Origin of the sequence: Burkholderia sp. HI2714 (genome assembly GCF_002223085.1) — a bacterium.
GTDB classification, from domain to species: domain Bacteria; phylum Pseudomonadota; class Gammaproteobacteria; order Burkholderiales; family Burkholderiaceae; genus Burkholderia; species Burkholderia lata_D.
Map to the genome: position 1 here is coordinate 91041 of NZ_NKFM01000051.1, position 15419 is coordinate 106459.

Annotated in this window: 13 protein-coding genes; 6 read left to right on the forward strand and 7 right to left on the reverse strand. The window is 67.1% G+C overall.

The genetic code is table 11. The features are described 5' to 3' along the window. Positions 1–17: 17 nt before the first annotated feature. Together CFB82_RS25975 and CFB82_RS25980 are read left to right on the forward strand one after the other, a co-directional pair. The gene (locus tag CFB82_RS25975) at positions 18–950 is read left to right on the forward strand and encodes a 3-keto-5-aminohexanoate cleavage protein (RefSeq protein WP_089447595.1); all 933 of its coding nucleotides are present in this window, start codon (positions 18–20) and stop codon (positions 948–950) included. Positions 951–1172: 222 nt separating this feature from the next. Then, complete coding sequence (locus CFB82_RS25980; RefSeq protein WP_089485851.1) at positions 1173–2501, forward strand: MFS transporter; 1329 nt, start codon at positions 1173–1175, stop codon at positions 2499–2501. Positions 2502–2566: 65 nt separating this feature from the next. Here CFB82_RS25980 and CFB82_RS25985 read toward each other — a convergent pair whose 3' ends face one another. From CFB82_RS25985 to CFB82_RS26000, 4 genes are all read right to left on the reverse strand, one after another. Then, a complete protein-coding gene (locus CFB82_RS25985; protein ID WP_046547743.1) occupies positions 2567–3889 on the reverse strand; it encodes a TIGR00366 family protein in 1323 nt (440 codons plus the stop codon). Between the two features lie 358 nt (positions 3890–4247). Further along, positions 4248–4595, reverse strand: a complete 348-nt coding sequence (locus CFB82_RS25990) for a DUF1493 family protein (RefSeq protein WP_089485852.1) — start codon at positions 4593–4595, stop codon at positions 4248–4250. After that, a complete protein-coding gene (locus CFB82_RS25995; RefSeq protein ID WP_089485853.1) occupies positions 4588–5025 on the reverse strand; it encodes an STM2901 family protein in 438 nt (145 codons plus the stop codon). Before CFB82_RS25995 ends, CFB82_RS25990 begins: the two co-directional genes overlap by 8 nt. Positions 5026–5325: 300 nt before the next feature. Next, positions 5326–6660 carry a chloride channel protein gene (locus CFB82_RS26000; RefSeq protein ID WP_089485854.1) on the reverse strand — a complete coding sequence of 445 codons (1335 nt, stop codon included), beginning with the start codon at positions 6658–6660 and terminating at the stop codon, positions 5326–5328. 498 nt (positions 6661–7158) lie between these two features. Between CFB82_RS26000 and CFB82_RS26010 the strand changes: the two genes are divergently transcribed. Together CFB82_RS26010 and CFB82_RS26015 are read left to right on the forward strand one after the other, a co-directional pair. Continuing rightward, positions 7159–8301 (forward strand): porin, encoded by a 1143-nt coding sequence (locus CFB82_RS26010; protein WP_089485855.1) that lies wholly within the window; start codon positions 7159–7161, stop codon positions 8299–8301. 216 nt (positions 8302–8517) lie between these two features. Next, the gene (locus CFB82_RS26015) at positions 8518–8820 is read left to right on the forward strand and encodes a DUF4148 domain-containing protein (RefSeq protein ID WP_089485856.1); all 303 of its coding nucleotides are present in this window, start codon (positions 8518–8520) and stop codon (positions 8818–8820) included. Positions 8821–8953: 133 nt separating this feature from the next. Here the strand turns inward: CFB82_RS26015 and CFB82_RS26020 are convergent, their stop codons facing one another. Then, positions 8954–9901 carry a LysR family transcriptional regulator gene (locus CFB82_RS26020; RefSeq protein ID WP_069251510.1) on the reverse strand — a complete coding sequence of 316 codons (948 nt, stop codon included), beginning with the start codon at positions 9899–9901 and terminating at the stop codon, positions 8954–8956. 199 nt (positions 9902–10100) lie between these two features. On the opposite strand from CFB82_RS26020, the gene CFB82_RS26025 reads away from it, so the two are divergent. Further along, complete coding sequence (locus CFB82_RS26025; RefSeq protein ID WP_089485857.1) at positions 10101–12284, forward strand: FUSC family protein; 2184 nt, start codon at positions 10101–10103, stop codon at positions 12282–12284. 137 nt (positions 12285–12421) lie between these two features. Continuing rightward, entirely contained in the window at positions 12422–12634 is a 213-nt protein-coding gene (locus CFB82_RS26030) for a hypothetical protein (RefSeq protein ID WP_069251508.1), read from the forward strand. A 132-nt stretch (positions 12635–12766) separates the two neighbouring features. Here the strand turns inward: CFB82_RS26030 and CFB82_RS26035 are convergent, their stop codons facing one another. Together CFB82_RS26035 and CFB82_RS26040 are read right to left on the reverse strand one after the other, a co-directional pair. Further along, positions 12767–13876, reverse strand: a complete 1110-nt coding sequence (locus CFB82_RS26035; RefSeq protein WP_089485858.1) for a DmpA family aminopeptidase — start codon at positions 13874–13876, stop codon at positions 12767–12769. Positions 13877–13948: 72 nt separating this feature from the next. Further along, on the reverse strand, positions 13949–15355 hold the full coding sequence (locus CFB82_RS26040) for an APC family permease (protein ID WP_089485859.1): 1407 nt from the start codon (positions 15353–15355) through the stop codon (positions 13949–13951). Positions 15356–15419: the final 64 nt, after the last annotated feature.

Sequence of the window (15419 nt, forward strand, 5' to 3'; positions counted from 1 at the left end):
CCGAAAGGAATCCATCCGTGGCAAACGCTCGCAAAGTCATCATCACCTGTGCGCCGACCGGCGCGATCCATACGCCGTCGATGTCGCCGTACCTGCCCGTCACACCGCACGAGATCGAAACGGCCGCCGTCGCGGCCGCCGAGGCCGGCGCAGCGATCCTGCACCTCCACGCACGCAATCCGTCCGACGGCAAGCCGACCCAGGATCCGGCCGTGTTCGCCGAATTCCTGCCGCGCATCAAGGCGCAAACCGACGCGGTGATCAACCTCACGTCGGGCGGCAGCCCGCACATGACGGTCGACGAACGACTCCAGCCCGCACTGCACTTCCAGCCCGAAGTCGCATCGCTGAACATGGGCTCGATGAACTTCGGGCTGTACCCGATGCTCGAGCGCTTTCGCGAGCTGAAGCATCCGTGGGAACGCGAACATCTCGAGAAGAGCCGCGACCTCGTGTTCAAGAACACGTTCGCCGATATCGAAACGATCCTCACGCGCTGCGGCGCGAACGGCACGCGGTTCGAATTCGAGTGCTACGACATCTCGCATCTGTACAACCTCGCGCACTTCGTCGACCGCGGGCTCGCGAAGCCGCCGTTCTTCGTGCAAAGCGTGTTCGGCCTGCTCGGCGGGATCGGCGCGCATCCGGAGGACCTGATGCACATGCGCCGCACCGCCGACCGCCTGTTCGGCAGCGATTACGTGTGGTCGATCCTCGGCGCCGGGCGCAACCAGATTCCGCTCGCGACGATCGGCGCCGCGCAAGGCGCGAACGTGCGCGTCGGGCTCGAGGATTCGCTGTGGATCGCGCCCGGCAAGCTCGCGGAATCGAGCGCTGCGCAGGTCCTGAAAATGCGACAGGTGCTTGAAGGCCTGTCGCTCGAGATCGCGACACCGGCCGAGGCGCGCACGATGCTCGCACTCAAGGGCGGCGACGCGGTGAATTTCTGATCGCCGGGTAGCCCCCCAACACCAGAATCCGCAAGCGCAGTGACAAGGCGCCGGCCCGAGCCGGCCGGCGCCAGGACGCCCATCATCGCCCCGCTCCGTTCGAGCGCTGCCGGCGCGGCTCCGTCGTCTGCCCATCCGCTGCATGCATCGCAGCGGCATCTGCCGAACGCGGCGCACCGTGCTTGCCGTGCGCGCCGGTTCGCCCTTACCGGAGTCGTCCGCATGTCCACTCATCACGCCCAGGCCCTGTCTTCCGCCGCCGGCGACGCGAGCGCGTCGCTGAACCGGCTGCTGTTCCGCAAACTCCTGCCGCTGCTGATCGCCGCATATGTGATCAGCTTCCTCGACCGCACCAACATCGCGTTCGCCAAACATTCGATGGGGGTCGATCTCGGCATTTCATCGGCCGCGTACGGACTCGGCGCGGGGCTGTTCTTCCTGACCTATGCGCTCTTCGAAATTCCGAGCAACCTGATCATGCATCGCGTCGGCGCGCGCTTCTGGATCACGCGGATCATGATCACGTGGGGTGCACTGTCGGTCGCCATGGCATTCGTCAGCGGCGAGACGTCGTTCTACGTGATGCGCCTGCTGCTCGGGGCCGCCGAAGCCGGCCTGTTTCCCGGCGTGATGCTGTACCTGACGTACTGGTTCGGCCGCGAGGAGCGTGCGCGCGCAACCGGCTATTTCCTGCTGGGCGTGTGCATTGCGAATATCGTCGGCGGGCCGCTGGCCGGTGCGCTGATCGAACTCGACGGCACGCTCGGCTTCCACGGCTGGCAATGGCTGTTCGTCGTCGAAGGCATTCCGGCGATCCTGCTCGCATTCGTCGTGTGGAGACGGCTGCCGGACCGTCCGAGCGCCGCGCCGTGGCTCGCCCCGGAAACCAGCCGCGCGCTCGAGCGCACGCTGGCCGCCGAACAGGACGCAGGCGTCGCCGCGCACGGCGGCCACGCGTTCGGCGCCGCACTGCGCGACCCACAGATCTGGCTCGCGATCTTCGTGTACTTCTGCCACCAGTTGACCATCTACACGGTGATCTTCTTCCTGCCGGGCATCATCGGCGCATCGGGACGCTTCTCGCCGTTCGCGGTCGGGTTGTTGACCGCGCTGCCCTGGCTCGCTGCCGCGTGCGGCGCCGCCACGCTGCCGCGCTTTGCGCGCGAGTCGCGGCATTCGCGCCGGATGCTGTGTGCGGGGCTGGTCGTGATGGCGGCCGGGATGGTCGGCGCCGCGCATGCGTCGCCTGCCGCGGGGCTCCTGTGCGTGTGCGTGGCCGCGTCGATGTTCTTCGTCGTTCAGTCGATCGTCTTCACGTTTCCCGCGTCGCGGCTCGCCGGTAACGCACTGGCCGGCGGACTCGGACTGGTGAATACGTGCGGGTTGCTCGGCGGCTTCGTCGGACCGACCGTCGTCGGTGCGATCGAACAGGCAACCGGCAATGCGAAGAACGGGTTGACGCTGCTGGCGGCCGCGCTCGTCATCGCGGCGTTCGCCAGCCTCGCGTTGCGGCACGGACACGAGCGGCCGGACGCGCGGTCGCGCGGCTGACGGCAGGCCGGATTCGGGATCGCGAGAGGCGGACGTGTACGCCGCCCGTCTCTCGCGTCGCCCCGTCAGAACAGATACATCCCCGCGACGAACACGACGCCCGAGAATAGCAGCGTCGTCACGCAATACCCCATGATGTCGCGCACGCCGAGCCCGGCGATCGCCAGCGCGGGCAGCGCCCAGAACGGCTGCGCCATGTTGGTCCAGGCCTCGCCGTACGCGATCGCCATCGCGGCCTTGCCGAGATCGGCGCCGAGCGCCTGAGCGGCCGGCATCACGAACGGGCCCTGCACGACCCAGTGGCCGCCGCCGGACGGCACCGCGAAATTGATCACGGCCGAGCTCAGGAATGCGAGCAGCGGGAACGTGTGCACGTTCGCGATATCGACGAACCACTTCGTGATCACGCCCGCGAGCCCCGAATGATCCATCAGCGCCTGGATGCCCGCGTAGAACGGAAACTGGATCATGATCCCCGATGCGCCGCGCGCCGCGCCAGCCACTGCGCGCGCATAGGCCATCGGCGTACGGTGCAGCAGGATGCCGGCCGCGAGAAACGCGAGGTTCACGGTGTCGATGTCGAGCGCGAAGCCCTTCTGCACGAACTTCAGCACGAGGAACGCCGCGCACAGTGCTGCGACGAGGACCGACAGCAAGCGGCTTTCCTCAAGCCGTTCGGCGAACGTCGCGTCGGGCCCGAGCTGGCGCTCGACGCTCGGCGGTTCGGCCAGCAGCGCCGGATCGACGCTGACCACGTCGCCGGGCTTCGGCATCATCATGCGCGCGAGGAACGGCAGCATCACGATCAGGCCGATCGTGATGAACGCGTTGTAGCCGGTGAAGATCGTCTCCGACACGGGAATCAGCCCGATCGTTTTCTCCATCGGATTGCCCTTCGTGGCCGCGACGAGCGGGACCGAGCCCGACAAGCCGCCGTGCCAGCTCAGGAAGCCCATGTAGGCGGACGCAACGAGCAGCCGGTAATCGCTGCCGGCGACACGGCGCGCCACCTCGCGCGCGAGCATCGCGCCGAGCACGAGGCCGAAGCCCCAGTTGATCGCGCACGCGAGCGCGCCGACGAACGCGACGAGCATCACGCCCTGCCCCGGCGTGCGCGCGGTGCTCGCGAGCGCCACGAGCATGCGCTTCACGGGCGGCGAACTCGCGAGTGCGTGGCCGGTGACGAGGATCATCACCATCTGCATCGAGAACGCGAGCAGGTTCCAGAAACCGGAACCCCACATCGTCGTGAGCTGCACGGGCGTGTTCGGCGTGAGGCCGAACGCGAGCGCGAACGTGACGATCGTCAGGAGGATCGCGAAAATCAACGGGTCGGGCAACACGCGGTGGACCACCTGCGTGAAGAATTGGGAAATGCGCTGTATCAACTTGAGCTCCTCGTTTCCTGATAGGGACGTCCGCGCGTGTCGTTGTTGGTGGAGGCGCGGAAACGCGCGGATTCTTGCACAGAACCGCGCAGTCTGCCTTGATGCCTCCGGTGGTCGTCGCGCCGGTCAATTTCAGGTTCTCGAATCCGTCACAGGGTCGTCACGGAATTCGGGCCTCGGAACACCCATCTGTGAAGCACCGCCGACAGCGGGCGCAGACCGGAATCGATGGCGGAAAGTGCAAACGCAAAAACGCCCGCCTGGATATGAATCTGGCGGGCGTTCTGCGTTTTACGAGGCGATCCGGCGTGGTTCGCATGAACAGGTGTCAGGCCAGCAGCCTGCGACCTTCAGAAGGTTACGATTCCCAGCGCCCGCGCTCCATCGCCTCTTTCAGCATTCCGAGTGTCAGCGACCTGCCGCCCAACTTCTCCCGCGCATCAAGGCTAAACGGCGATTTGACAACCGCAGCGAGAAACGAACCCATGCCGAGCTTCGCGGACGGGTAGTAATAGTGAATGTCGAACGCGGACAGGTCGACACCGAACGTCCCTCCCCATCGCTTGATAAGCGCGTCGATCGCGTCCGGCTCCATGTCGAGATCGTGATAGAGATCCGTGTCCCGACTCAGTTCGATTCGACGGACTGGAATCCCGCCGACATCGCCCGTGATAAATGCTTCAAGACGCTTCCATGTGTCAGCCATACAGACGATCCTCAGGCTTCACCATGCCGTTGTAGGCCTTAACCGTGTGATAAGTGATCAGCGATACATCCGTTGCCAGCATTACCCACCCGACGCCGGGAATCGCGCGTCCGACGAACGCGCCGATATTCCGCGTGAATTTTATGCGCAACATGATAAGGCTAGTGAATGACGTAACGGTAGGCAATATCCGGTGCTTTAGCTCGTACGGCAACATACGACGCGAAACGACAGACGCGATGGAGGTGCCCTTGACTGCGTTCGCGAACTTGCCGCGCGTGGGGATGAAACGCTGCCCCAGCAACACCATCGCGATGCCAACGGCATCATCTACACCCAACGCCTTGCCGGTTTCTTCGATGAAGATCAGCAAGAGCAATTCTTCACGGCGCAGGCCCTCATGAATGCCGTACTTGTACGAATTTGCCATTATCTCTCTGATAGTTTGAGTTTGAGCGAACTGGCAAAGCTATCGTGAATAACGCAGGGAGGACAACGCGTCCGCCAGGTCGGCGATCGCTGCAGAAGTGTGTCGGGATGCAATAGATCGATCACGCGCGGTTCGTTTCAGCGATGTTCGGCTTGCACTTCCGATCGTTACGGCGGCGTCGTCCAGCACGAGCGTCGCGGCAACGGTATTCACCAGAACGGATGCAAACCGTTAATTTCTCTGGTGGCTCGCCGGTTCCTGATGCCGGTGCGTTTCCCGCTTCCTGACCGCTCACGCGCGTCAGTGCGTAGCCGCTGCGTGTTCGCGCACCGTCGCAACCGCATTCGCCCGCCGCTCGGCCAGCCGCTGCGCGAACCGGTACGCGACCAGCGAGCCGGCCACCGCAAGCAGCATCGGCACGAGGCTGTCGTGATCCGCGCGCGTGAATTCGAGCAGCAGCACGACCGCCGTGATCGGCATCTGCATCGATGCGGCGAGAAACGCGGTCGCACCGATCAGTGCGCACCCGCCGATCGACGCGCCCGGCCACACGAGGCTCCACAGCCCGCCGAGCACGACGCCGAGCAGCGCGCCGTTCGCGAGACCCGGCGTCAGCAGGCCGCCTTCCGCCCCCGCCCGCAGGCTGCCGGCCTCGATCAGCACCTTCATCACGAGCAGCGCCGCGGCGAGACCGATCGTCAGCGTGCCGTCGAAGCCCAGCGACGCCGGGCCCTTGCCATTGCCGAGCAACGACGGAAACCCCATCGCGAGCACGCCGATCATCGCGAAGTTGACCAGCGCGAGCACGGGCAACCGCCCGTCTTTCGGCGCGTTCGCCCGGGCACGCGTGGTGAGCCGCACGAAGCCGTACGCGGCGAAGCCGAACAGCGGACCGCAGACGATCGACCACGCCACCAGCGGCGTGCTCAGCACGAACGGCGGCACCGTGTACTGGTGTTCGTTGCCGAGGCCGATCCACGCAACGGCCGCGGCGATCGCCGACGTCGCGACCGCCACGACCAGCGCACGCCGTTCGAACGTGCCGAGCAGCACTTCGAGCACGAAGATCGCGCCGCCGAGCGGCACGTTGTAGACGGCCGCGAGGCCCGCACCGGCACCGCACGCGACCATCAGCCGGCAGTCGTCGGGCGTGAGCCCCGCCGCGTGCGCAAGCCGCCCGGCCAGCAGCGAACCAATCTCGCGCGGCGCGACTTCGCGGCCGAGCGGCGAACCGAGCGCGACGGTGACGATCTGCAGCAACGCGTGAACCGTCGTGCTGACGACTGGCATGCGTGGATCGGCTGCACGCACCGCGCGGCGGATGCTGACGAGCGGCCGGCCATACCGGTACAACGCCCACCAGCCGCCGCCGGCGACGATCCCGCAGACGACCAGCACCGCGACGCGGCGCAGCGGATCGGCGCCGGTCACGCCGGTGAGGAAGCTCTCGGTGCCGATCACTTGCGCGACGCTGTAGCCGTACGCGACGTGCTGGATCGCATGCAGCAGCAGCGCGAGCAGCATGCCGCCGAGGCCCGCGCCGACACCGGTCAGGATCGTGACGACGGCCATGCGCGCGAACGGGCTGGCGGCCGGCGGAGAGGATGCGGGGACGGACGGGAGATCGGGGCGCATGGGATCGGCGAATGGGTTAGACAAGACGGCGTGCAACACGCACGCCGCCGCCAGGACCGCATCGTAGGCCGGCGCCCATCATGAGACAAACGTCTTTTTCGAATCGACTCATGCATTTCATGAATGCATGGCGTCGGACGGCACGGGATGGCCCACCGCCTGCGACAAATCCGCGTCGATCCGGATACGCGTTTGACGCCCGTCGTCGGCGTAAGCACCCCGTTCTCCGCGCGCCGGTCACGCCGATGAACCGCCGCGCCGGGTCCCGCGCATGTTGCAGCGGCGCGACAGCCGGTCACGGAGGAGCGGATGCCACCCGCGCGCGATCGCGCAAAAACCGCCGGCATCAGGCGCGCGCGACACATCGTGTCAGTTTTGTGAAGGACTCTTGCCGGATCCGGAAAGGTGCGCTCGCGGCCTCGGCGGCCTTGCGCGCGCGATGCGTTCCTATACTTGCGCCGAACTTTCGTTCCCAGTCCCACACGCAGGAGCCCTGACTTGAAAAAAACCCTCATCGCCGGCGCATGCATCGCCGCACTGTTCGCCCCGCTCGCTCACGCACAGAGTTCGGTCACGCTGTACGGCCTGATCGACGCCGGCATCGTCTACACCAACAACGCCAACGGCGCGTCGCTGTGGCGCCTGAACAGCGGCACCGTCAACGGCAGCCGCGTCGGGTTTCGCGGCACCGAGGATCTCGGCGGCGGCCTGAAGGCGCTGTTCGTGCTCGAGAACGGCTTCAACGTGAACAACGGCGGGCTCGGGCAGGACGGCAAGCTGTTCGGCCGCCACGCGTACGTCGGCCTGAGCCAGAGCGGCTTCGGCACGCTGACGCTCGGCCGCCAGTACGACACGATGGTCGACTTCGTCGCGCCGCTGTCGGCCACGGCCGGCGACTTCGGCGACGCGAGCTTCGCGCACCCGTTCGACAACGACAACCTGAACCACTCGCTGCGCATCAACAACGCGGTCAAGTACACGAGCGAGACCTATGCGGGCTTCAAGGTCGGCGCGATGCATGCGTTCTCGAACGCGACCAACTTCGGCGCGAACCGCGCGTACAGCGTCGCGGCGAGCTACACGAACGGCCCGTTGAAGCTGGCCGGCGCGTACCTGCAGATGAACGGCACGAAGGGCTCGACGAGCGCGAGCCCCGGCGCGACCGATGCGGCCGAAGCGAAGAGCCTGAACCAGGGCGGCTGGTCGATCGGCTCGGACCGCATGCGTTCGTATGGCGGCGGCATCAGCTACGGGTTCGGCCCGGCCACCGTCGGCTTCGTCTATACGCGTTCGCAATACGACAACACGGGCTCGTTCGGCTCGACCGGCCAGGTCGCGTTCAACAACTACGACGTGAACGTGCGCTATGCGGTGACGCCGGCCGTCAGCCTCGGCGCGGCCTACGTGTACACGGACGCCAGCGTGTCGAACCCCGACAGCAAGCACGGCACCGATCCGAAGTGGCACCAGGTCGACCTGCAGGCCGTCTACAAGCTGTCGCGCCGCACGGACGTCTATGCGGAAGCGATGTATCAGCACGCAGCGGGCCGCGGCTACCAGGCGTTCATCAACGGCTCGGGCGGCGCATCGAGCACGGCGAACCAGATCGTCGGCACGATCGGCATGCGCACGCGCTTCTGACCGGCGCGATGCCGCGTCGCCCGACGGCCACGAACCTGCGTTCGCACGCGGGTTCGCCGGCCGCGGGCGGCCTCCATCAATGTTGTGCCATCTGGAAGGCAGCCTGCCTGGAATCGGGGTTTTTACGCGCGCGGGCGCTGCGTAGACTGCCAGCAAAGGTCGGGGTCACGCATCGCGCGTCGAACCGGCCGCCCACCCCGCCCCCAGGAGAACCTCGTGAAATCGCTCGTCGTTACCGCCGCCGCTGCCGTCCTGCTCGCTGCACCGGCCCTGTCTTTCGCCCAGTCGGCCACGTCGCCCGTCACGCGCGCGCAAGTGCTGCAGGAGCTGATCGATCTCGAGTCGGTCGGCTACAACCCGGCGCGCGGCGAAGTCAACAACTATCCGGACGACATCATGGCGGCGCAGGAACGACTCCACGAAAAGCGTCTCGCGGAACAGAAGGCAGCGCAGGCCGCCTACGGCCACGCCGGCGCACCCACGACGGAATCGGGCGCGGCTGCCAAGCCCGCGCCGTAACGGCATGACGAAGCGCCGCGCCCGCGTGAACGATGTCATGCAGGCGCGGCGCGGTTGCGTTCGCTTGATTGGCTCGATTGGCTTGAAAAGAAGACGCCGGCAGCGCGGCAATGCGCCGGTGCCCGCCCGCCGCTCAGGCGGCCTGCGGTTCGCGATCGATCGCGTTCAGCATCTCGACGTCGCGCGCGATCATCCCCGGCACCTGGGCACGCAGCATCTCGACCCAGGTCCGCACCTTCGCATCGACGAAGCGGCGCGACGGATACAGCGCGTACACGTTCATCTTCTGCAGGATATGCGCGGGCAGCACGCGGACGAGCGTACCGTCGCGCAGCGCGTCGATCGCCGAGTAAAGCGGCAGCATGCCGATCCCGATGCCGTCGCGGATGGCAAGGGCAAGCGATTCGGCCGTATTGGTCTGCACCGGCCCCGCGACGTGGATCTGCTCGACGCCTTCCGGCCCTTCGAGCACCCATTCGTGCGTCGGGAACGCCGGCGTGCACAACGTCAGGCACGCGTGCGCGGAGAGATCCTGCGGGCGTACCGGTGCGCCGTGGCGTTTCACATAGTCGGGCGACGCGCACAGGATGCTGAAGGTCGAGCCGAGCAGGTGCGACACGAGTTCCGAATCGGGCAGCGACGACGCGGTCACGACGGCCATGTCGCTCGTGCCGTCGAACAGGTCGGGCATGCGCTGCGACAGCGACAGTTCGATCGACACGTCCGGGAACTGCGCGTGATAGCGCGTCAGCGCGGGCAACACATAGTGATGACCGACGCTCGCGAAGCTGTGCATGCGCAGCACGCCGGCCGGCCGTTCGTGCGCGCAGCTCGCCTCTTCTTCCGCGCGGTCGACGTCGGCGAGGATCTGGCGGCAGCGCCGCAGATAGCTTTCGCCGGCCGACGTGAGCGCGAGACGGCGCGTCGAACGATTCATCAGACGGGTGCGCAGGCGCGCCTCGAGCTCCGACACCGCGCGCGACATCGCGCCCGTCGTCGAATTCAGCGATTGCGCGGCGGCGGTGAAACTGCCCGTCTCGACGACGCGCGAAAACACCCGCATGTTTTGTAGGGTATCCATTCCTGTGAGCAACTGTAGCGGAGCCGCTATTTTCCTCCACGGGATGCGACAGATTGTTACTCCGGCTGCAACTATCGTTTCCCCGCAGCTGCGTTAATGCGCGAGCGCCGCACTCCTACAATCGGCGCCTCAACAGTCGAACGGACCCGTTCGGACGCGCCGCGCACGCTGCCCGGCCCCGTACCGGCCCCCTCTTTTCATGAAGCCACAACCTGCGATCGAGCGTCCTTCCATCGAACCGGCACGATGGAGGACCTGGCTCGATCCACTCGGCGACGCGGCGCGCGACTGGGCCGCGAGCGATGGGCTGATCTGGCTGCACCTCGCGAAAACCGTGTTCGCGGCGCTCCTCGCGATGGGCATCGCGATGCGCCTGGAGATGTCGCAGCCGCGCACGGCGATGACGACCGTGTTCGTGCTGATGCAGCCGCTGTCGGGGATGGTGTTCGCGAAGAGCTTCTACCGCGTGCTCGGCACGGCGGCCGGACTCGTCGCCGCGCTCGCGCTCGGCGGGCTGTTCGCGCAGCAGCCCGAGCTGTACATGGCCGGCATCACGCTGTGGATCGGCACCTGCATCGCGCTCGCGGTGCGCAACCGCCACTTCCGCTGGTACGGCTTCGTGCTCGCCGGTTACACGGCCGCGCTGATCGGGCTGCCGTCCGTGATGACCCCGCAGACGCTGTTCCAGTCCGCGCTCACCCGCGCCGCGGAAGTCGCGCTCGGCATCGCGTGCTCGGGCGCGGTCAGCGCGCTGATCCTGCCGCTCAGCTCCGCGAAGGCGCTGATGCGTTCGCTGGGCACCCGCCACGCGACGTTCGCGGCGTTCACGGCCGGCGCGCTCGCGGGCGACGTCGCACGCGGCGATTTCGAACGACGCTTCGCCGATTTCGTCGACGACATCGTCGGCTTCGAGGCCAACCGCGCGTTCGCATCGTTCGAGGATCCGCACATTCGCGCGCGCAGCCGCCGCCTCGCGCGGCTGAACAGCGAGTTCATGAACGCGTGCACGCGACTGCATGCGCTGCACCAGCTCGTCAAGCGATTGCGCGCCAATGGCTCGGACGCGGTGCTCGATGCGCTGGCGCCGCACGTCGACGCGCTCGCGCAGCGCTTCGCCGCACTGCGCGACGAACGGCAGCGCGGCGTCGCGCCGGCCACCGGCGCATTGCTCGAACTGCGCCGCTTCCACAGCGCGTTGCCGAAAGCCGCGCGGGCATCGCGGCGAGATATCGAGGCGCACGCGGCCGGCGGCCTGCTCGACTTCGATACCGCGATCGAGCTGCTCTACCGCTTCATCGGCGAATATCTCGGCTACGCCGACACCTATGCGTCGCTCGACCAGGACGATCACGCGTTCGAGCGCTCGGTCACGCACTACGCGGTGAAGACCAATTCGTTCTTCGTCGGGTTCGCGTTCCTGCGCACGATCGTCGCCGTCGGCGCGATGAGCGCGTTCTGGCTCGCCTCCGAATGGCCGAGCGGCCCGCTCGCCGTGATCGCCACCGCGATCGCGTGCGCGCTCAGCTCGACGTCGCCGCGCGCGCCGAAGTTCGTCGCGCAGATGAGCGTCGGCGCGGCGTTCGCGACCGCGGTCGGCTACGTGTTCCTGTGCTACGTGTATCCGAACATCGACGGCTTCCCGCTGCTGTGCGCCGCGCTCGCGCCGGTGCTCGGCCTCGGCGCGTTTCTCGCGATGCGGCCGGGCTTGTCCGGTTACGGGATCGGCTTCGCGGTGTTCTTTTGCCTGCTCGCGGGGCCCGACAACGTGATCGCGTATACGCCCGAGGTGCTGATCAACAACGGCCTGGCGATCGTCATCGCGATGCTCGCGTGCTCGCTCGTGTTCGCGGTCGTGTTCCCCACCCACATGCCGTGGCTCACGGGCCGCATCGCGCACGACCTCCGCCGCCAGGTCACGCTGGCGTGCGAAGGATCGACGGATCGCCTCGCGCAGCGCTTCCAGTCGAGCACGCACGACCTGATGGCGCAACTGCGCACGCTGCTCGTGCGGCGCACGCGACAGCATCGCGATGCAATGCGCTGGATGCTGTCGACGCTCGAGGTCGGCCACGCGGTGATCGACCTGCGCGACGAGCTGAACGCGTTCTGCGCATCGAAGCCGCCGCAAACGCTGCGCTGGACCGGCTCGATCGACGCGGTGCTGCGCGAACTGCCGCGCTTCTTCGACGATCCGACGCCCGGCCATCACGCGCGCACGCTGAAATCGGTGAATCTGGCGATCCGCGCGGCGCAGCACACGCTGCAGGCGTGGTATGCGGTGCCCAACGAGCGGCACCGGATGCAGCGGATCGTCGGCTGCCTGCACTTCATGCGCAGCGCGCTGCTGGACAAGGACGCGCCGTTCAACCGGCACCGCCATTGACGATCGGTGCGCGCGCAACGGGATCCTTGTTCCGGATGGAAATAAGCTCTACAGCCGCGGTGATTAATCTTTAAGCAGTGCGAGCCTATAGTTTCCTCACTGCCAGCGAGACTGGCAATCACCCAGGAGAAACCAAAATGAAGCCGCTGCACCTCGCCCTCGTTGCCCTGTCGCTCACCGCTGCTGTTGCTCACGCACAGCCGGCACCGGCAGACGTCGCACAGCAACCGGCGAACCGCGCTGAAGCCGTGAAGGCCGCAGGCCGTGTCGATCGTTCGCAATCGAAGCAGGAAGATCCGAACGCGTGTGTCGGCCCCGTCAGCTTCTGCAACATCTACTTCGGCAGCTAAGCATGACGCCGCGTCGTCACGGCCAGGCCCGCACCGCCCGCAGCATCGCTTGCGCGGGCGAGCGGCGGCCCGGCCGATCGCCGCATCGCCGCGCCACCCCACGCCGCTTCGATTGAAGCGGCGCAGGCCGTTTCAGGCGCCGCGCCCCGGCCGCCAGCCCACCTCGCGCAACGCATCCAGCAAGCGCGCCTGCCCCAGCCCTTCGACCCGCGCCCCGCGCGACTCGACGTCGCCACCCGCGACGAGCGCATTCACGATCGCTTCCTCCACAGCTTCCGCCGCCGCGACGAACAGCGCGGAAATATGGTCGTTGTTGACCATCTTCACGTCGCTGGTCGGCGCTCCCTTGCTGCCGTAGTTCGCTGCCGGCAGGCCGTCGTTGCCGGTTGCGAACGCCAGGAAGATGTCGCCGCTCGAGTCCTCCGTACCGCCGCCGACGCGCGCCAGCCCGACGCTCGCGCGCTGTGCAAGACGCGTGCACTGGTGCGGCAGCAGCGGCGCGTCGGTCGCGATCGTCACGACGATCGAGCCCATCCCGGCCTCGCCTTGCGCGCCCGGCGCACGGAATGGCGAAGGCACGTGGCGCAGCACTTCGCCGACCGGATAGCCGGCCACGCGCAGCATTTCGCGCACACCGTAGTTCGCCTGCACGAGCGCGCCGACGGTCCAGCCGCCCGCATCGGCCGCGAGCACGCGCGACGCGGTGCCGATGCCACCCTTGAACTCGTGGCAGATCATCCCCGTGCCGCCGCCCACGCCGCCTTCGGCAACCGGCCCCGACTGCGCGGCGGCCAGCGCGCGCTGCACATGCGCGGCGCTCACGTGCTGCCCCCAGATGTCGTTCAGCAGCCCGTCGTAGGTTTCCATCACGACCGGCATGCACCAGTACACGCGGCCGGCCGCCGCTTCGCGCTCGTTCGCGACGAGCGCATCGCGCACCGCGCCGACGCTGTGCGTGTTCGTATAGGCGATCGGCGTGGTCAGCAGGCCGGCCTCGCGGATCCATTCGAGCCCCGTCGCGTCGCCGTTGCCGTTCAGCACGTGCACGCCCGCGAAGCACGGCGAATCGTGCGCGGCGCCCGCGCGCGGCTCGATGACGGTGACGCCGGTGCGGATCGATGCGTCGCCGTTCTCGACGTTCAGCGTGCAATGTCCGACCCGCACGCCCGGAACGTCCGTGATCGTGTTGAAGCGGCCCGGCGTGCCGAGTCCGATGCGGATGCCGAGATCCCTCGTGCGCATGATGCAATTCCTCCAGTCTTTCAATGGTTCGGTGTTTCGATGTTTCGGTACGGCAAGCCTTCGATCCGTAGATCAGAGCGTGCGGAAAGCTTCACTGTGGCGCGCCCAGACCGCATACATCACGAGCGCGGCGACCAGCAGCCCGGCGATGATGATCAGGTCGGTCGGTTTCGTGGCCGTCGCAAGCGTGGTGTAGAGCGTATACGCGGCGCCGGCTACCGCGACGAGCGGCGTCACGGGCCACAACGGCATCCGGTAATGATGCTCGACGTCACGGCGCACGAAGCGGCTCGCGAGCGCGGCCAGCCCGACGACCAGATAGATCAGCAGCAGCAGGTCGACCGTGAACGCGGTCAGGTCATCGAGGCTCGACACGAACACGAGCCCGGCCGACGGCACCGCGAGCGCGATCGTCGCAAGCCACGGCGATTCGAAGCGCGGATGGATCGTCGAGAAGGCGCGGTTGCAGGTGCGCGACCAGAGCGCGTGCCGGCCGCTGCTGTACAGCAGCCGCCCCATCGTGATCACGATCGCGATGATCGCGTTGAACACCGACAGGAAGATCCCGCCGCTGACCACGCGCGACACGGCCGGGTTGCTCAGCGAACGCACGACATAGCCGATCGGATCGGCGCTCTTCGTCAGCTCGGTCAGCGACGGCGCACCGAGCACGATCGCGGTGAGCGAAATCAGTTCGACGACGAGGATCACGAGCAGCGAGTAGATCACCGCCTTCGCGACATTGCGGTTGCCGCCGCGCAGGTCTTCCGCGAGATACGCGGCCGAGCCGAAGCCGTTGTAGCAGAAGATCGCCGTGCCGATCGCCGGGACGATCGCGGCCAGCGTCGCCGGCACGAGCGCGTTGCCGCTCGCGACGACCGGCGCGATCAGCGCGTCGGCGCCGCGATGCGGCGACCCGAAGCCGAGGCCCGCGATCAGCATCAGCACGCCGATCTCGACGACGAGAAACGCGCCCGTGATCCACGCGTTCGTCTTGATGTTCAGCATGCCGAGCAGGTAGCTGAGCAGCACGATCGTCAGCGCGACCGACTGGTTGCTGAAATGCGTGCCGAGCGCATTGTTCAGGTAGGGCGCGGCGCCGCTCGCGAGCACGGCCGGGATGAACACGCTGACGGACAGCACCGTGATGAAGGTCAGGTAGCCGGGCAGCGTGCCGAACACGCGCTTGGCCATCACGTACTCGCCGCCCGCGCTGCGGTGCGCGGCGCTGAGCTCCGCATAGCAGAGCGCGAATGCCAGCGCGAGCACGCCGCCAAGCAGGAACGACAGCACGGCGCCGCTGCCGGCTTGCTGGATCGCGAACGGCGCGATCACGAAAATCGAGCTCGCGGGCGTCACCCCCGATACGGTGATCATCACCGCATCGCGCACGCTGAGCGTCTGCGACAGCGCGCGCGGCGCGTCTTCCGTTGCAGGCGCCGCTTGCAGCGTGCCCGTCGATTCCGACATCATCGCCATTTCGTTCTCCTGTGCTTGGGCCAATCCTTTGCCACTTTTTTTTGAACGCCCATACTCGGGCCCG